The sequence below is a fragment of the Streptomyces sp. N35 genome (genome assembly GCF_016464295.1).
Taxonomy (GTDB): Bacteria; Actinomycetota; Actinomycetes; order Streptomycetales; family Streptomycetaceae; genus Streptomyces.
Genome location: NZ_JAEIMH010000051.1, coordinates 2,904 through 19,782 on the forward strand (window position 1 = coordinate 2,904; position 16,879 = coordinate 19,782).

The 16,879-nt window shown below is 66.8% G+C and carries 15 protein-coding genes; 9 read left to right on the top strand and 6 right to left on the bottom strand.

Features of this window, described 5'->3' with window-relative positions; genetic code table 11:
• Positions 1-433 precede the first annotated feature (433 nt).
• The 4 genes from JAO81_RS25825 (at position 434) to JAO81_RS25840 (ending at position 3,944) form a co-directional block, all read left to right on the top strand.
• The gene (locus JAO81_RS25825; protein ID WP_199550327.1) at positions 434-694 is read left to right on the top strand and encodes a hypothetical protein; all 261 of its coding nucleotides are present in this window, start codon (positions 434-436) and stop codon (positions 692-694) included.
• Entirely contained in the window at positions 666-1,199 is a 534-nt protein-coding gene (locus JAO81_RS25830) for a DUF6879 family protein (protein WP_199550328.1), read from the top strand. The genes JAO81_RS25825 and JAO81_RS25830 overlap by 29 nt, the downstream gene beginning before the upstream one ends.
• A gap of 25 nt (positions 1,200-1,224) precedes the next feature.
• Positions 1,225-2,073 carry a helix-turn-helix transcriptional regulator gene (locus tag JAO81_RS25835; protein WP_199550329.1) on the top strand — a complete coding sequence of 283 codons (849 nt, stop codon included), beginning with the start codon at positions 1,225-1,227 and terminating at the stop codon, positions 2,071-2,073.
• A gap of 476 nt (positions 2,074-2,549) precedes the next feature.
• Entirely contained in the window at positions 2,550-3,944 is a 1,395-nt protein-coding gene (locus tag JAO81_RS25840; protein WP_199550330.1) for a mycothione reductase, read from the top strand.
• 225 nt (positions 3,945-4,169) lie between these two features.
• On the opposite strand, the gene JAO81_RS25845 is transcribed toward JAO81_RS25840, so the two are convergent.
• The 4 genes from JAO81_RS25845 to JAO81_RS25860 are packed head-to-tail and all read right to left on the bottom strand — an operon-like array spanning position 4,170 to position 9,286.
• The gene (locus JAO81_RS25845; protein ID WP_199550331.1) at positions 4,170-6,080 is read right to left on the bottom strand and encodes a glycogen debranching N-terminal domain-containing protein; all 1,911 of its coding nucleotides are present in this window, start codon (positions 6,078-6,080) and stop codon (positions 4,170-4,172) included.
• Positions 6,077-7,429 carry a trehalase family glycosidase gene (locus JAO81_RS25850; protein WP_199550332.1) on the bottom strand — a complete coding sequence of 451 codons (1,353 nt, stop codon included), beginning with the start codon at positions 7,427-7,429 and terminating at the stop codon, positions 6,077-6,079. The genes JAO81_RS25845 and JAO81_RS25850 overlap by 4 nt, the downstream gene beginning before the upstream one ends.
• Positions 7,426-8,226, bottom strand: coding sequence for a sugar phosphate isomerase/epimerase family protein (locus JAO81_RS25855; protein WP_199550333.1), 801 nt, complete (start codon positions 8,224-8,226; stop codon positions 7,426-7,428). The genes JAO81_RS25850 and JAO81_RS25855 overlap by 4 nt, the downstream gene beginning before the upstream one ends.
• 13 nt (positions 8,227-8,239) lie before the next feature.
• The gene (locus JAO81_RS25860; RefSeq protein WP_199550334.1) at positions 8,240-9,286 is read right to left on the bottom strand and encodes a zinc-binding alcohol dehydrogenase; all 1,047 of its coding nucleotides are present in this window, start codon (positions 9,284-9,286) and stop codon (positions 8,240-8,242) included.
• A 324-nt stretch (positions 9,287-9,610) separates the two neighbouring features.
• Between JAO81_RS25860 and JAO81_RS25865 the strand changes: the two genes are divergently transcribed.
• The 5 genes from JAO81_RS25865 to JAO81_RS25885 are packed head-to-tail and all read left to right on the top strand — an operon-like array spanning position 9,611 to position 15,117.
• Positions 9,611-11,035 carry an ABC transporter substrate-binding protein gene (locus JAO81_RS25865; protein WP_374194348.1) on the top strand — a complete coding sequence of 475 codons (1,425 nt, stop codon included), beginning with the start codon at positions 9,611-9,613 and terminating at the stop codon, positions 11,033-11,035.
• A gap of 33 nt (positions 11,036-11,068) precedes the next feature.
• Positions 11,069-12,094, top strand: a complete 1,026-nt coding sequence (locus JAO81_RS25870) for a carbohydrate ABC transporter permease (RefSeq protein WP_199550335.1) — start codon at positions 11,069-11,071, stop codon at positions 12,092-12,094.
• A gap of 14 nt (positions 12,095-12,108) precedes the next feature.
• Complete coding sequence (locus JAO81_RS25875; RefSeq protein ID WP_199550379.1) at positions 12,109-12,975, top strand: carbohydrate ABC transporter permease; 867 nt, start codon at positions 12,109-12,111, stop codon at positions 12,973-12,975.
• 13 nt (positions 12,976-12,988) lie between these two features.
• A complete protein-coding gene (locus JAO81_RS25880; protein WP_199550336.1) occupies positions 12,989-14,188 on the top strand; it encodes an ROK family protein in 1,200 nt (399 codons plus the stop codon).
• 32 nt (positions 14,189-14,220) lie between these two features.
• Positions 14,221-15,117 (top strand): Gfo/Idh/MocA family protein, encoded by an 897-nt coding sequence (locus tag JAO81_RS25885; protein ID WP_199550337.1) that lies wholly within the window; start codon positions 14,221-14,223, stop codon positions 15,115-15,117.
• A gap of 393 nt (positions 15,118-15,510) precedes the next feature.
• Here JAO81_RS25885 and JAO81_RS25890 read toward each other — a convergent pair whose 3' ends face one another.
• Both JAO81_RS25890 and JAO81_RS25895 read right to left on the bottom strand, forming a co-directional pair.
• Complete coding sequence (locus tag JAO81_RS25890) at positions 15,511-16,326, bottom strand: methyltransferase domain-containing protein (protein ID WP_199550338.1); 816 nt, start codon at positions 16,324-16,326, stop codon at positions 15,511-15,513.
• 111 nt (positions 16,327-16,437) lie between these two features.
• Positions 16,438-16,686, bottom strand: coding sequence for a hypothetical protein (locus JAO81_RS25895; RefSeq protein ID WP_199550339.1), 249 nt, complete (start codon positions 16,684-16,686; stop codon positions 16,438-16,440).
• Positions 16,687-16,879: the final 193 nt, after the last annotated feature.

The window sequence follows — 16,879 nt, forward strand, 5'->3', positions numbered from 1 at the left end:
GAGAAGCGAGAGGACCAGACCCCCGCGGGTGCCGCCCTGTGCGCCCCCCGCCCCCCGCCCCCACTCCCCCGAGCGCCGGAACTCTCTGTATGTGCGACTCGAGCACGTGGGACCTGTCCAGGCGAGTCTCGCCTGACTCAGCAGCGATCGAACGGATCCGGTCCTTCACCGCGTACGCGATCTCCACCTCCTGGGGCTCGGCCCGGATCGGAGCCCAAGCGAAACGTTCCACCTCAACCAGGTCAGCGGGAAGGTCAATCGTCACAAAACGACACCTTGGGCTGTTTCCGCGGCTTCCCTGTGCGCTGCTGCAGCAAGCTATGTCGCGATACTGGTCGTTTTCGGTCAGAACTCGGCGGTTCTCTTGTGAGGGGCACTTCTGAGCGTAATGGTCGTGCAAGGCAGTGCAATCGGCTCGACTCCGGAGGCGGTCATGGCGTTACGGTTCGTGGGCATTGATCCGAAGACCGGTCAGCAGGGCTCGCCCACGGTGTGGGTCGACGAGGAGAACGCGGAGTTGGTCTTGCAGGGTTGGAAGCCGAGCCCGGAGCTGGAGGCCGAGTGCGCGGCCTGGGAGGTTCCTGGGCATGCGGCCGGTATCCCGGACCATGAGGCCGTCGTACGGATTCCCGCCCGCATGGTGCCGATGATCAGGGAGGCTTGCGATGTCGTCGAGCGACGCGCCCAGCTTTGAGGAACTGCTCGCCGGCGCCCAGCGTTCCGCCTGCCATCTGGAAATGCGCGACACGTACGCGGTGGGCGACGAGTCCGAGGACTTCGAGAACTGGCGCCGTACCGGTGTGCGCGATGTCGACCCCGGCTCGGAGTACTGGGCACCCTGGGTCAACCTGATCGGCCGCACCACACAGCGCGGCGTCACGATCCGTCGAGCCCGCGTCGTATCTGAGCCGGTGTCCGAGTACATCCGGTACGAGCACGCGGGAGCATTGGTCAACGTGACGGCCGGGGAAGACGTGCGCTGGCTGCCGAGACGCATGGCCTCGGACATCGCACTGCCTGGCAACGACCTGTGGCTCTTCGACCACAGCGCGGTGCTGTTCAACCACTTCGACGGAGACGGCAATTGGACCGAGCCGAAGTGGGAGGTGCGCACCGAGCCCGCGGTGATCCAGCTCGCTGCGAGTGCCTTCAAAGCGGTGTGGGAGCGCGGCACCCCGCACGAGAAGTACACCGTCTGACCCGCGCCGACCAAAGAGCCCGTACATGACCGCGTCACCCTCGTCCGCCGCACAGGCCGCCCGTGAACTTCTCGCCGGGCGGCTGCGGGACCTTCGCCTCGACGCAGGCCTGTGCGGTGAGGAGTTGGCCCTCAGGTGCGGCTGGAGTCCCTCGAAGCGATCGAGGATCGAGAACGCCAAGACCCCGCCGTCCGACGAGGACGTACGGCGCTGGTGCGCCGCCTGCGGAGCCGAGGATCAGGCCGCTGATCTGGTCGCCGTGAACCGGCAGGCCGAGCAGATGTACGTGCACTGGAAGAAGCTGCACCGGCACGGAATGCGCCGCGCCCAGGACGAGGTCCTACCGCTGTACGCCCGCACCCGGCACTTTCGGATCTACACCTCGAACGTGGTGCCCGGCATCTTGCAGACCGAGGCGTACGCCGCCGCGCTGCTTTCGACGATCGCCCGCTTCCAGGACACCCCTGACGACGCACCGCAGGCCGCCGCTTCCCGTATAGAGCGCTCCGCCGTCCTGCACGAAGGCGGGCACACGTTCGCGTTCCTGCTCGAAGAGACGGTGCTGCGCTACCGGATCGGCGACGCCGAGACGATGGCATCACAGCTCGGCTACCTCCTGGCCGTCGCCGCCTTGCCGAACGTCAGCCTCGGCATCATCCCCTTCACGGCCGAGCGCCGCATGTGGCCGCTGGAGGCTTTCTACCTCTTCGACGACCACCAAGTGAGCGCCGAGCTGCTGACCGCCGCCGTGAACGTGACCGCGCCCAGCGAGACCGCCGTCTACGCGAAGGCGTTCGCCGAGATGGCGAAGATCGCCGTCTACGGCACCACCGCACGCACTCTGATCACCGAGGCAATCACCGCTCTCGACTAAGTTGCGTGCAAGGTCGTGCAAGATTGTGGAGGGTCAACTCAGGACACCTCTAGCGTCATTGCCATGACGACGACCGAGACCACCGAGAGCGGTCCCGTGCACCTCGGCGACCCGTACGCGACCCCCGCCCCGTCACCGGCCCCCGGGTGTGACGTGTGCGACGCCTTAGCTCGGCAGCGCGAAGAATGCCGGCGCGTACGGAACATGACCGGCGTCTCGGACTGCAATGTGGAGATCCGCCAGCACCCGCACATCGGGCGACTCCTGTGATCAGCCGAGCCGACGTCGTCGGCCACAAGGCCCAAGAGGCGACAGGACCCATTTCAGTCTGCCGCGATCAACTAGCCCTGGACAGCACCACGGACCATTTCAATCTATTACGAACCCTTACGGATGCGTGCCAACTGGGAACAGTTGGACGGCGGGGCGAGTTGGCCACAACGGAACTATCCGCTCCTGCTGTAAGGGAAATACGCGTGCCCCACTACGACCTGGTGATCGTCGGTGCCGGATCGGGCAACTCGATCCTCGACCCGCGTTTCGCGGACTGGAACACGGCGATCGTGGAGAAAGGCACATTCGGCGGCACCTGCCTGAACGTGGGATGCATCCCGACGAAAATGTTCGTGCACACCGCAAGCATTGCGGCTACCCCTGCAACATCATCGATGTTCGGCGTCGACGAAGAGCTGATCAACGTCCGCTGGCGCGACGTGCGCGACCGGATCTTCGGGCGGATCGACCCGATCGCCGCCGGCGGACGTGATTATCGCGTCGACCACCAGGACAACAAGCACGTCACCGTGTACGAGGGCGAAGGCCGCTTCACCGGTACCAAGGAACTGCAGGTCAGCTACCTTGACGGCCGCCCGGCCGAAACGATCACCGCCGAACGCTTCGTGCTCGCTGCAGGTGGGCGTCCGATGATCCCGGACATTCCCGGCCTCGCCGAGGTCGGCTACCTCACTTCGGACACCGTCATGCGGCTGGATGGGCTGCCGTCGAGGATGGTCATCCTCGGCGGCGGGTACATCGCGGCCGAGTTCGCCCACGTCTTTGCCTCGTTCGGGGTGAGCGTGACCGTGGTCAACCGGTCCGGCGCGCTGCTGCGTGCCGAGGACGAGGACATCAGCGCACGGTTCACCGAACTGGCCGCGCGGCGGTTCGACGTTCGGCTTGACCGGAGGACCATCCGCGCGCGCAAGACCTCGTCGGGTGTTGCCTTGGACCTTGAAGGCCCCGACGGAGCCGAGACTGTGGAGGCCGAGGTGTTGCTGGTCGCTACCGGCCGCACCCCGAATTCCGACATCCTCGACGTCGCCGCCACCGGTGTGACCACCAGCGAGCGCGGGCATGTCGTGGTCGACGAGTACCAGCGGACTGTCGTCGACGGTGTCTACGCACTCGGCGATATTTCATCAGCCTTCGAGCTGAAGCATGTCGCGAACCACGAACAGCGCGTCGTGCAGCACAACCTGCTGCATCCGGATGAGCAGATCGCCTCGGACTACCGGTTCGTCCCGCACGCTGTGTTCACCTCGCCGCAGATCGCTTCGGTCGGGTTGAGCGAGCACGAGGCTCGCAAGCGCGGCATTTCGTACGTCACTTCGCACCAGGACTACGCCGATATCGCCTACGGTTGGGCGCTGGAGGACACCACTGGCTTCGCGAAGCTGCTGGCCGACCCGGCCACCGGGCAGCTATTGGGCGCGCACATCATCGGCCCGCAGGCCTCGTCCGTAATCCAGCCACTGATCCAGGCGATGAGCTTCGGTCTCGACGCGAAGAGCATGGCGCGTGGGCAGTACTGGATCCACCCCGCGATGCCGGAACTCGTCGAGAACGCGCTGCTGAAACTGCCGCTGGACTGACGTACCAGTCGATTCGGCCGGCTGGCTCATCCATTGAGGTCGGTGCCAGCCTGTTTCGGACCGGAGGGTAGTAGGTGAGGTCCGACCCCCGACATGCGAGGCGGGCGTGACACAGCGCCCAGCGCGGCGACCTTGCGGAGGCACGGTGGGCCTTTGCCGTCCGAGGGCGGGCGGCAAAGGCCCCCAGGCAGGGCGTACCTGCCGCATGCTGAGGGCGCACCGGCGTCAGGACGCTCGATCGCTGCCGGCCTCGCGCAGTGCGGTCAGCAGGGCGAGCGGTGTCGCGGCCGCCCAGGCCTGCGGCGAGCAGGAGTGCGGATACGGCACCGGTTCCGGATGCTCTGCGCGGCTGTAGCCGGCCATCACCTCGGGCAACCGGAAGCCGTGCCGGGACGCTGCGTCAATCAACCCGCTGCTCAACGTACGGACCTCGTCCTCGAGTCCGTAGCGAGCGAGACCGAGGGCGATGACCGCGTTGTCATGCGGCCAGCAGCTGCCCTTGTGGTACGAGAGGGGGTGGTAGGCCGTTTGCCCGGTCGCGAGGGTGCGGATGGCCCAGCCGGAAAAGAAGTCCGGCTGCAGCAGGCGCCGTCCGAGCCCTGTCGCACGCTCCGCGCCAAGGATGCCGGACCACAGCAGGTGCCCAGCGTCCGAGGCCAGCGCGTCCACCTGGCGCCCCATTCCGTCCAGAGCGAGTGCGGGAAAGTCTGCGTTCGGCATCCAGAAGTCACGCGGGAAGCGTTCCTGCAGCCGGGCCGCGGCGAAGTCCATTCGGTCTGCGTAGGCTTCGTCCTCCCAGACGCTTCGGGCGAGTTGAGCGGTGCGCACCAGTGCGTCGTACGCGTAGCCCTGGGCCTCGCAGACCGCGATCGGCCCCTTGGCCTGGCGGCCGTCGGCGAAGCAGATCGCTCCCGCGGAGTCCTTCCAGTTCTGGTTGACGAGACCCTTGGCGTCGGGCCAGTAGATCAGGTAGCCGTGCTCGTCCAGCCCGCCGTCGGTGAACATCCACTCCACTGCTGCCCGCGCCTGCTGCTCCAACTGCCGGGCGAGCGTGGGGTCGCCGGTGGTTTGCGCGTGCGCGTGCAGCAGCACGAGGAAGAGCGGGGTCGCGTCGATGGAGCCGTAGTAGCGGCCATACGGGACTTGGCGGAAGTGGGCGAGTTCGCCATGCCGCACTTCGTGCACGATTCGCCCGGGCTGCTCGCCTCGGTCGTCGTCGTACCGCGTGCCTTGCGTGGCGGCAAGGGCCAGCAGGGTGCCCACTGCCGTGTCAGGCCGGTACGGCAGCAGGAAGAGCGACGTCAGCAACGAATCGCGGCCGAACAGGGTGAGGAACCAGGGGATACCCGCAGCCGGCACGGCCACGGATGCGCCGTCGGGCGTGGTCGCGGGCACGCGGAGCCTGTCGAGGTCCGCGAGGCCCTGCGCGCAGGCCCGCGCCAATTCGGGGTCATCGGTCGGCGGCAGGGGTGGGTCGGCGGGACGGTCGGGCAGGGCAGGGTCGGACCAGTGGTGCGGCCGGGCAGCGACATGGAGGGTGAGGGTGGTTGCTCCGTGGGCCGGCAGATCCACGGTCCATGCCAGTTGGTGGGCGGTGCCGCCAACCGCCTTGACCGAATCCGGGGCGGGGGACGCAGTCACAGTCGTACGGGAATGCCAGTCGTCGCGCTGGTAGTCGAACTCCACACCGTCCGGGCGACGCTGGCCGCTGCGCTCGGCGCCCCACTTGTCGTAGTGGCGATCATCGGCGCGCAGCTCGAATTGATCGGCAAAGTCCGCGTCCACAGTGAGGACAAGCCGGGCGGTCGCCGCCGTCGGACGGTTGTTCACCAGGCGCACGGCTTCGTGCAACTCGCCTACGGTCACCCACTGTTGACGGAAGACTGTATGGGTGGGCGGCTCGTCCCGGGTGCCTGGCGGGGTCAGCACGCAGGACGCCACGGCGCCCTCGGCCGCCGGAACCAGAACCGGCGGCGCCGAACCGTCGACGGTAAGCTGCCAGCGGCTCAAGTGCCGGGCGTCGTGCACGAACAGCCCCTCGGGCGTGGTGCCTGAGATGTTGTTGATGTTTCCGCCGGAGCCGAGGATCGCGTACGTCCCCTCGTCCACGAGCAGAACGCGGTCAGAGGCTGTCATCGAGAACCCGCCCTTGTTTGCCGGGCCAGCAGATCGAGCGCCAGTGCGGCGGTCCAGGCGAAGTCGCGGGTGCCGTGCCCTTCGCCGGTGACCGGGTCGACGTACTCGGCGAAACCGGAGGCGCCGGATGAGGCGAGGAATGCGGAGTGCAGCTGATCGGCTCGCTTGTCGGCGCCGTAGCCGCGGAGTCCGCGTTCGATCAGCCAGGCTGTGTTGAACCAGGCGGGACCGCGCCAGTAGCGGGTGCGGTCGAAGGACGGTCCGGTGAAGGCGTAACTCGCGACCAGGCCTGTCTCGGCAGCTCGGAAATGGGGCCCGTCGAGGGTGGTGCGAAGTGCGCTGGTGACCTCATCGGGAAGCCCTGGAACGATCAGGGGGATCAGCCCGGACACGCTGCGTTCTGTGATGAGGTCCCCTTCGACCAGGTCACGGCACAGGAACATGCCGTAGGCCGGGTGCCACAAGCGCAATACCAGTGTGGCGGTCAACCGGCGGGCCCGCTCCTCGTGGACCGCGGGGTCGGCGCCGACGGCCGTCGCGATCCGGGCGAGGGAGTGCTCGGATGCGATGAGTAGTGCGTTGACGCAGGGGTCCTCGACAGCGAAGGCGTGCCGCCCTGGCTCGTCCGCGTACCCCGAGTCGCGGTAGTCGGCGGCAAGGCGCACGTAACGTCCGTAGTCGAGATCGGTCGGCCGGTCCGCGGCAGCCCCGTGATCCAGGTCGGCGCGCCGGAAGGTATCCGGCGCGGCGGGGGAGATGCGAGCCAACGGCCCGTCCCAGCAAGGGCTGTTGTCCATGCCGGGTTCCCACGGATGCACCGTCGTGACCAGGCCGCTACCGCCCAGATTGCGCTGGGCGGTCAGGTAGCGGTGCCAGGCGGCGAGCTTCGGATACATGCGCGCGAGGAAACCGCGGCGCAGCGACTCCTGTGGGTCAGCCTCGTGAACGAGCCATGCGGCGAGGGCGTGTACGGGAGGCTGCACTATGCCCGAGGTCTCCGGTGCAGCAGGAGCGCCGGCTGCGGCTCCCGCGGTGGAGGAACGCCAGAAGTCGGGGCTGGGAAAGTAGGCGCCGAGGGGCACGGCCGGGTTGAACACGATGTGCGGGATGCGGCCGTCTGCCCACTGCGCGCCGAGCAGGGTCTCCAGCTCGAGCTGCGCCCGGCGCACCGACAGGTGGCGCAAACCGATGGCGATGAACGCCGAATCCCAACTCCACTGGTGCGGATAGAGGGTGTGGGAGGGCACGGAAGAAGCGCCGGTCCAGTTGTCGAGCAGGACCCGGGAGGCGCCACGCCGCAGTTCCTCGCCGTCGAATGATGTGCGGGCCGCATCGAGCAACTTCGTCATGCGCCGGACCTCCTCAAGAAAGCGGGGATGGAGCGCACGGCCTCGATCGGGTCTCCGGCCAGCCGGCACTCGGCGGCGAGGTAGCCGTCGTAGCTGATGGTGTGCAGTGCACTGAGCCAGGCGGCAAAGTCGAGATGCCCGGCACCCGGCTGGAAGCGGTTGGAGTCGGATACCTGCGCGTGGCCGATGTAGGGCGCGTACTTGATGATCGACGCGGCCGGATCGGCCTCCTCGATGTTCATGTGGTAGCTGTCGATACCGATCTTCACCGAGTCGAGGCCCACCTCTTCGATCAACGCAGCAGCTTGTCCGAGGCGGTTGACCATGTGGTCCTCGTAGCGATTGAGCGGTTCCAAATACAGCGTGACGCCCTCTCGCTTCGCGTGTTCACCCAGCTCGGCGAGCCCGGCGAGCAGCACCGCGCGGTCCTCGGCCTCGCTGCGCGGAGGCTCGAAGGGCGGCAGCCGGCGGGAGAACATGCCGTACGACGCCGGGGTTTGCGCTCCGAGCCCGCCGATCTCGGCGATAACAGTCAGCTGGGTTTTCATCTGGGCGATCGCGTCACGGCGCAGCCCGTCGTCGAACGCCCCGAAGAAGTGCAGCATTTCGACGCAGACGGTGGGCATGACGACACCGTCCTTGAGGGCCTGTTTCAACTCGGGCAGCCTGGAACGGAAGTGGAAATCGCCCTTGGCCCGTAGCTCGATCGCGTCGTATCCCGCGGTCTGCGCGAACTCCCACTTCTCCTGGAGGTTTTCCCCGGGGAGCAGCTGTTCCTGGGCGGCGGTCTTCAGCACGTGCACACTCTCCTCAGAATTCCAGGACGACCTGGAGCGCGTCGGCGGGACGCTCGTCCAGGAGGACGTACGCCTCGGCGGCGTCCGCGACAGGGACGACATGGCTGACCAAGGACTCGACATCGACTTGGCCTTCCGCGACCAGACGCAGGAAGGTCCGCTGCAGCCGCTCCACGTTCCAGCGCCCGGTCAGCTCTGGTGGCACCCCGCCGATCTGAGAGCAGATCAACTGGACACGGTTGTGGTGGAATTCGTCGCCGAGCCGCAGCCCAGCACCGTCGCCCTGATAGAAGCCGGAGGCGACCACTCGGCCGCCGACAGTGACCGAGCGCAATGCTTCGTGCAGGGCGGGATATGCGCCACTGATCTCGATGGCCACGTCGGCTCCGACTCCGCCGGTGGCCTCACGTATGCGGGCGGCGACAGGGTCGGTATGTGCGTTGAGAGTGCTGTGTGCGCCGTACTGCTTGGCGCTCGCCAGGCGTATCTCGAGGGCGTCGACGGCCGTGACACGGGCGCCGTTGAGCTGCGCGAGGCGGGTGGTGAGCAGGCCGATGACGCCTTGCCCGAACACGGCTACGTCCTCGCCGACGTGGATGTCCGCGGCGAGGACCGCGTTGTACGCGATGGCGCCGACGCGGGCGAAGGCGCCGGCGAGTGGTTCGAGCCCACCCGGCAGGGTGTGACCGATCATTCGCTCGGCGGGCACGATGCCTTCGCTGCGGTGGCCCCAGATGCCCCACACGAGCTCGCCGACTGAGGGCATGCCGGCCGTCCCGGCGAGCTCCGGGGAGACCTCGGTGACCACGCCAACCTCGGAGTAGCCCCAACCCGCGACCGGATACTCGATGCCGGCTGCTCCGTCGCGGAAGAGCCGGGTCTCGGGGTCCCAGGTGCGTGTCAGGTACGGGTTCGTTCCCCGGTAGGCGGTGAGTTCGGTACCGGCCGAGATGCCTGAGTAGCGGGTCCGCACCCGCAAATGACCGACGGGCAGAGGGGCGGAGGCATGCTCTGCCACTTCGACCTGACGAGGGCCGGTGAATTGGACGACGCGTTCCACGTGAAGGCTCCGGGGGTTGGTTCTCTACTAACGCCGAGAGTAGCCGTCACTTATGCGTTGTCAATCAACAAAAGTAGATCGTGGGTTGACCTTTGTCGACGCTGTGAGGGCTAGCGTCGATCCCTCGGTGTGCGGGTGAGGGGCCGTGACTCAATCGAGACTTCCAGGCGCGACATGGTGGGGGCGCCCGCCGCTCCTCGACAGCACGTGGCTGATGCTCGGTGCGAACGGCCTGCGGGTTTCGGGTAGTTATGTCTTGTCAAGAAGCAAAAGACCTGCTGGTATGCGTAGCAGGTAGGCGGAAGTCGGCAATGAGGATCAGGCATGCAGATGAGGAACCGACGGGTGCAAGCGAGTAGGCGGCGCTCACGGGCGGCCGCAGCCGCCCTTGCGGCGGCACTCGGCATCGGAACGCTGGCGGGCTGCTCGAGTGGCACCGCCCCGGGCAAGCCCGACAACAAGATCACTGTGTGGTCGCAGGAGAATCTGACACCACGAATCGCCGCCACTCGGAAGGTCATTGACCGCTTTGAGGAGGAGACCGGCATCCGGGTCGACCTGGTAGGTGTCGATGAAGGTCAGATGCCGCAGCTGATCATGTCGGCTGCCGCGTCTGGCAAGATGCCGGACGTCATCGGCGCCGCCCCCATGGGCCAGACCTGGCAGATGTACAGCAACGGCCTGCTCAACACCGACATTCCCCGCCAGATTGTCGACGGGCTCGGCCGCGACACCTTCAACGCCAACGCCCTCGCGCTGACCGCCGACGGCTCCACCCAGCTGGGCGTGCCTTCCGATGCCTGGCTGCAGTTGCTGATCTACCGCAAGGACCAGCTGCAGCAGGCGGGACTGGGCGTCCCCGACACGTACAACTCCCTGCGCAAGGCTGCCGAGGGTTTGCAGACCAAGGGGCGTGACGGGATTGCCGCCGCTACTGATCCCAGCGACGTCTTCACGCAGCAGAGCTTCGAGAACCTCGCGCTAGCCAACGACTGCCAACTCGTCGACAGCCAGGGGGAGGTGGCCCTCGACTCACCTCAGTGCGTCGCTGCCTTCGCGGCCTACGACACTCTCGCCCGAGAGTACGGAGCCCCTGGGACGCAGACTGTGGACTCCACCCGGGCCACATACTTCGCAGGGAAGTCCTCGATGGTCATCTGGTCCTCGTTCCTGCTCGATGAGCTCGCCGGCCTGCGCAAGGATGCGCTCCCCAGTTGCGCCGAGTGCAAGGGTGATTCGGAATTCCTCGCCGAGAACAGTGGCATCGTCACCACCCTCAAGGGTGAAGACGGCGCCAAGGCCGCCCAGTTCGGTGAGATCACCTCCTGGGTGACCACCAAGACCGCCGAGAGCGAGGCCTCCAAGAAGTTCATCGAATACATGATGGGTGCCGGATACGAGGGCTGGTTCGGCATGGCGCCCGAAGGCAAGATCCCCGTCCGAAACGGCACTGCCGCCGCACCCGAGAAGTACCTGGACGCCTGGCGATCGAGCGAGATCGGTGTCGACAGCCGCAAGCCCCTGAACCAGGTCTTTTCCGACCAGCTCCTGGACCAGCTTGCCGACGGCGTCAGCAACATGCAGCGCTGGGGCATCACCCAGGGCGAAGGCGCACTGGTCGGCGCCACCAATGGCGAACTGCCCGTCCCCAAGGCCATCGGCGCCATGACCGCGGGCCAGCTCTCTCCCCAGGAGGCGGCGCGGGAAGCGCAAGAAGAAGTCGCCGCCCTGAAGAAGTCCCTCCAGTAGCGGCCAGGCCGCCCGTCACCGAGGTACCCAACCATGACCGCAACACAGCGCGGTGCTCAGCCGCCCCGTGCAGCTGACGAGCGCCCGTCCCTCGACCGGCACCCGGCTTCACAACAGCGCGCGCCGCTGTCCGCGAGCCGCCGCGAGAACCGGGCCGGACTCGCTTTCGTCACCCCCACCTTCCTGGTGGTCCTGGTGGTGGTGATCCTGCCGATCCTCTGGACGGTGGTACTCGCCTTCCAGCACGCCCGACTCGTAGACATCCAGGGCATGGGATTCTTCGGCAACTGGTCCCTGGACAACTTCGCCGAGGTCCTCGGCTCCGCCGGCTTCTGGTCGAGCCTTGGCACCACCCTCACGTACACCATCGGTGCCACCCTCGGCTCCACCCTCCTCGGCCTGGTCGCAGCGCTTGCCCTGCGCAAGCCGTTCCGCGGTCGTGGCCTGATGCGTGGGGCCATGCTGCTGCCGTACGTGGCGCCGGTCGTCGCGGTCGCATTCGTCTGGGAAGTGGCGCTGAGCCCGCAGTACGGCGTGGTCAACGAATGGGGCCAGAAGCTCTTCGGCTGGGACGACCCGATTGCGTTTCTGTCCACGCGCGAGTACGAAGTGAACCTCCTGGGCTGGCACTTCGACATCCCTCTGGCGTTGCTCACTGTCATCGCCTTTGAGATATGGCGCTACTTTCCATTCGCCTTCCTGTTCATCCTGGCCCGTCTCCAGGCCGTGCCGGACGGTTTGGAGGAGGCCGCGAAAGTCGATGGAGCCACGCCACTGCAGCGCTTCCGCTACATCATGCTGCCGCAGCTGATGCCGGTCATCGCGCTTCTCTGCGTGCTGCGTTTCATCATGACGTTCAACAAGTTCGACGACGTCTACCTGCTCACCGGCGGTGGCTCGGGTACCGATGTGGCCGCGGTGCGCGTCTACGACTTCCTCACCGCCCGCTACGACGTCGGCGCGGCCTCCGCGCAGGCCCTGGTGCTCGCCGTGATCCTCATGGTGCTCCTCGGCCTCTACTTCAAGTTCTTCGGCAAGAAGGTGCAGGAGGAAGCCTGATGGCACGCACGTCCATGACGCGCACACAGTTCGAGGAGCGCCTTTTCGGCGTGCTCCGCTGGCTCGTGATCACCTTCCTCGGAGTGATCACCATCGTGCCGTTCTACTACATGATCCTGCTGTCGGTGAAGCCGATCGAAGCTCTGCTGCTCGACCCGGGTTCGCTGTGGGTGTCCGCTCAGGACTTCACGCTCGCGACGTACGAGAACGTGATGAAATCCACCGACGGCGGCGGGCAGGGCTTCATGCAACTGCTGCTCAACTCGGCGCTGGTCTCGCTCGGCACTGTTGTCCTCACATTGGTGGCAGCAGTACCGGGGGCGTACGCCATCAGCAGGCTGAAGTTCTTCGGCGGCCGTCAGGTCAGCGCCCTGTTCCTTGCTGTCTACCTGTTCCCGTCGACGCTGCTCGCGGTCCCCCTCTTTGTGATGTTCGCGAGGCTGGGGCTGTCGTCCAGCCTGGTGGGTCTGGCCATCGTGTACGTCGCCCAGACCGTGCCGGTGTCCATCTACATGCTGAAGAATTATCTGGTCACCGTCCCGTACTCGATCGAGGAAGCGGCGGCCATCGACGGCTGTTCGCGGCTGCAGACCGTGCGCAAGGTAATTCTGCCGCTGGCCACGCCCTCGCTGATGGCCACCGGGCTGTACGTATTCATGATCGCCTGGAACGAGTTTCTTTTCGCGCTCCTCTTCCTCGCGGCCGATCCCGACAAGTGGACGGTCTCCTTGGGGTTGGCTCAGCTCGCGAACGGCATCGAGGTCTCCAAGACCGTTTTGATGGCCGGTTCCGTGGTCCTCACGATCCCCGTGGTACTCCTGTTCTTCGCCGCGGAGCGCCTCCTCACCGAGGGTCTGACGAGCGGTGCGGACAAGAGCTGAGAACGGGGAGACAATGTTGGGGAACCAGGCAAGTGCGGGCCACCTGCTGCAGCTCATTCGCAGTGGCGAGGCCACCACGCGTGGCGCACTGCAGGAGGCCACGGGGCTGTCCCGGTCGACGGTGAGCGCACGCCTGGACCAGCTCTTCGGCGCGGGCTGGCTGCGCGAGGTCGCCGGTACCTCCACGGGGGGACGTCCCTCTTCCCGCCTCGACTTCGACGCGGCACATGCCGTGGTGCTCGCTGTCGACCTGGAGACCCGGCACGCCCGCGCAGCCGTGCTCGATCTGGCCGGTACTGTGCTCGCCGAGCGTTGCGCCGACCTCGCTGTCACCGAGGGACCCGACCAGGTGCTGGACACCTTGGCCACATGGTTCGCCCCATTGCTCGCCGATGCGGAGGTGGAAGCGGAACGGGTGTGCGGTATCGGTCTCTCGGTGCCCGGGCCCGTGGACTTCGCCTCAGGTCAGGTCATCCAGCCACCGATCATGCCGGGTTGGGACCGTTTCCCGATCCGCGAACGGCTTCAAGAAGCCTACGCTCAGCACGTCGGCTCACGCCTCGACCCCGGCCCGGTGCCCGTGTTCGTCGACAACGACGCCAACCTCATGGCGTACGCCGAACAGCGCGCGAGTCACCCCGACTGCGGTGCGTTCCTCCTGGTCAAGGCGTCCACCGGCATTGGGGCGGGTGTCGTCATCGATGGCGAGGTCTACCGCGGCATCGATGGCGGCGCGGGCGACATCGGGCACATCCGCCTGCACGGCTGCACCGATGCCCTGTGCATGTGCGGCTCCTACGGGTGCCTCGCCGCAGTGGCCAGCGGGCGGGCCCTCGCTGGACAGTTGTCGGCCCTCGGCGTCGCTACCACTTCCGGCTCCGATGTCCGCCGCCACCTCGCCGAGGGACAGCCCGATGCCATCCGGTTGGCACGCGAGGCAGGGCAGCGTGCCGGCGAGGTCCTGGTCACCGTCGTCACGTTGATCAACCCAGGGGTCCTCGTCATCGCCGGAGATCTGGCCGGGAACCCGTTCCTGACGGGCGTACGCGAGCTGCTCTACCAACGCGCCATGCCGCGCACCACCGCCCACCTCCAGGTCGTCACTTCACGCCTGGGCGACCGGGCAGGTCTTGCCGGCGCCGCCGCCATGGTCATTGAGCACCTCTATGCCCCCGAGCGGGCGGACGCCCGTCTCGCGGCTCTGGCCCGCTGACCTGCGTAACCCTTATTCACGGAGCACCCCCCATGAACGAACCGCAGTCCTGGACTTACCCGCCGGTCCAGGTCGGCCTGGTCGGCGCCGGCCCATGGGCGCAGGCCATGCACGCCCGGATGCTGGCCACTGGACCCGAGACCGAGCTGGTCGGCGTCTGGGCGCGGCGCCTCGACGCCGCGCGGGAGGCCGCCGCACCCTACGGGGCCGACGCCTTCGAGAGCTTCGATCGACTCCTGGATCGATGTGAAGCAATCGCCTTCGCCGTACCACCCGCGGTCCAGGCCGACCTCGCTGTTCGCGCGGCCCGGCAGGGAAGGGCTTTGCTCCTGGAGAAGCCGTTGGGGCCCGACTTGGCCTCGGCGCGACGCGTGGCCGACGCGGTCACAGAAGCCGGCGTGGTGTCCCAGTTGGTCCTGACCAAGCGGTACCACCCGACCACCCGGACTTTCCTCGCTGAGGCCGATGGCATGCAGGTCACCGGCGCGCGGTCCTGCTATCTGCACGGCGCCTTCCTTGGCGGCGCTTTCTCCACTGCCTGGCGCCTCGAACACGGAGCGCTGCTCGACCTGGGGCCGCACCTGCTCGACCTGCTTGACCTGGCCGTCGGCCCCATTGCCACCGTACGGGGGGCAGGTGACCCGCGTCGCTGGATCGAGTTGACCTGTGAGCACGAGAACGGAGCGATCAGCCAGGCGTCTCTGTCCGGCAGCGTCCGACTCCCGCGCGCCCGCACACGGGTGGAGCTGTTCGGCCCAGACCGCGAGCTTGTGTACGACACCGCCGACCTCGACCACGAGGAGTGCTGGCCGGTGCTGCGACGGGAGTTCGCCGAGGCCGTACGGACAGGGAAAGGCTCAGGCCCGGATGCGGCGCGTGGGCTGCGATTGCAAGAGCTCCTCGACCAGGCGGCCGGCCAGGGTCGGTGACGGAGGACCTTCGGTAACGTCCAGTTCTCATGGCGATGGCGAATGCCGGCGCGCCGAGGCCCGGGCGTTTCAGAGTGCGGTGTCACGCATGTCGGTGGTCAACCTTCGGCCAGTAAGTCTGCCCGTTCGCCGATGGAGGAGCCGAGCACTCGCGAGGACTCTGGTGGAGGGAGCATTCCCATGCCGCTGTTCTGCGCTGAACACCCGAAAGGTCCGCCCATGCCCACCGCCTTTGTGCATTGCGTCCTGGTGCGGATCACGCGTACGCACGTAGCGCTCCTCCGGATTCGACGTGCTGTGCAGCACATGATGACCAGGGCCGTGTGAGCCTGCTTTGCGGACTTTGTCGTTGCTGAGGCGCAATCCGCACCACACGCGTGTCGGCAGACCTCATCACTTCTTGCTGGCCACGACGAAGATCCGACGGTACGGGAGCACGGTTCCGTAGGGTGCTGCGGGATATGCCTGGGCGAGATCAGCCTGGTAGCTGGCAAGGAATTCCTCGCGCTCAGCAGGTTCGGTCAACACGCTGAGAACAGGGCGCAGCCCCGTGCCCATCATCCACTCCAGGACCGGGGTGGCCCCGGACAAGACGTGGTAGTAGATGCCTTCCCATACGTCGGTGTGCACGCCGCGGGAGGCAAAAAGGTCGAGATATTCGATGGGCTGCCGTACTGCAGGGACGAACTCGGCAACATTGGCGGCGTCGCCGAGCTGCGACCGCCAGCGGGAACTGTTGCGCAGGGCCGTGAGCAGCGTGTGGTTGGGCTCGTCGAAGTTCCGCGGCACTTGGAACGCGAGCACCCCGTGGGAAGGAAGTGCCTCGAACCAGCCCGGGAGGAGCTGGAAGTGATTGGGTACCCACTGGAGTGCGGCATTGGACAGCAGCAGGTCGACAACTCCGTCGTGCTCGGGAACGTATCCGCTGATGTCCGCGAGACGGAAGTCCAAGCGGCCTGTGCCGAGGGGGGTGGAAGCTGCGAGCGGCAGGGCCGCTTCGATCATCGCGGGAGAACTGTCCAGACCCGTGATGTGGGCATCCGGCCAGCGTTGGGCCAACGTCGCCGTGACGTTTCCGGGACCGCAGCCGAGATCGACCACGCGCTGGGGAGCGGTCAGGGGGACGCGCTGAACCAGATCGTGGAACGGACGGCTTCTAGGATCCGCGTGACCGAGGTATTGCTGCGGATCCCATCGGGTGTCATTCATTGAGCCACTCCCATTCCCCACCGTCAGTCCCCATCCTCCGGTCTGATGGCGACCAGTGCATCCTGATCCCCCGCGCGCGAGCAGCCAGGGAGTCGGTGAGCTCGGGCGCCGTCACGGTGACGTTCCATCCGGGATGCAATGGATTGCGGCCCCATCGCGATCCTGTCGTCGAGCTGTCCTGGGCTCGCGGGATTGCGGAGCAAATACCTTGCTCAGTACGAACGTCAGCAAGACGCATGCGGCGACTCCGAAGGTGAAGTCGTGGAAGATTTCGCCGAATACGTAGCCCAGTGAGCTGCCGAGCAGGCCACTGAACAAGCGGTGATCCGAAAGGATTTCCGTGCGGGGGGTGCTGGCCATGTGGTGGTCGCTCCTTTCGGTCCGTACCCACCACGAGGTCAGTCCCCAACCCTGATGACGCTGTTCGATGTGACGTGCTTCAGCAGGCTCGGCGATTCGGGTCTGGTCAGGTGAGTCGGACTTCGCCGAGGTGACCGCAGAACGGGGCGGCCGCCGAGGGGCGGGGGGCGTGGGGGGGGGGGGTACTTCTTCC

Coding starts and splice junctions, on each gene's coding strand:
- JAO81_RS25825 (WP_199550327.1), top strand. CDS start 434: ATGGCGTTACGGTTCGTGGGCATTGATCCGAAGACCGGTCAGCAGGGC.
- JAO81_RS25830 (WP_199550328.1), top strand. CDS start 666: ATGTCGTCGAGCGACGCGCCCAGCTTTGAGGAACTGCTCGCCGGCGCC.
- JAO81_RS25835 (WP_199550329.1), top strand. CDS start 1,225: ATGACCGCGTCACCCTCGTCCGCCGCACAGGCCGCCCGTGAACTTCTC.
- JAO81_RS25845 (WP_199550331.1), bottom strand. CDS start 6,080: ATGACAGCCTCTGACCGCGTTCTGCTCGTGGACGAGGGGACGTACGCG.
- JAO81_RS25850 (WP_199550332.1), bottom strand. CDS start 7,429: ATGACGAAGTTGCTCGATGCGGCCCGCACATCATTCGACGGCGAGGAA.
- JAO81_RS25865 (WP_374194348.1), top strand. CDS start 9,611: ATGCAGATGAGGAACCGACGGGTGCAAGCGAGTAGGCGGCGCTCACGG.
- JAO81_RS25870 (WP_199550335.1), top strand. CDS start 11,069: ATGACCGCAACACAGCGCGGTGCTCAGCCGCCCCGTGCAGCTGACGAG.
- JAO81_RS25875 (WP_199550379.1), top strand. CDS start 12,109: ATGACGCGCACACAGTTCGAGGAGCGCCTTTTCGGCGTGCTCCGCTGG.
- JAO81_RS25880 (WP_199550336.1), top strand. CDS start 12,989: ATGTTGGGGAACCAGGCAAGTGCGGGCCACCTGCTGCAGCTCATTCGC.
- JAO81_RS25885 (WP_199550337.1), top strand. CDS start 14,221: ATGAACGAACCGCAGTCCTGGACTTACCCGCCGGTCCAGGTCGGCCTG.
- JAO81_RS25890 (WP_199550338.1), bottom strand. CDS start 16,326: ATGAATGACACCCGATGGGATCCGCAGCAATACCTCGGTCACGCGGAT.
- JAO81_RS25895 (WP_199550339.1), bottom strand. CDS start 16,686: ATGGCCAGCACCCCCCGCACGGAAATCCTTTCGGATCACCGCTTGTTC.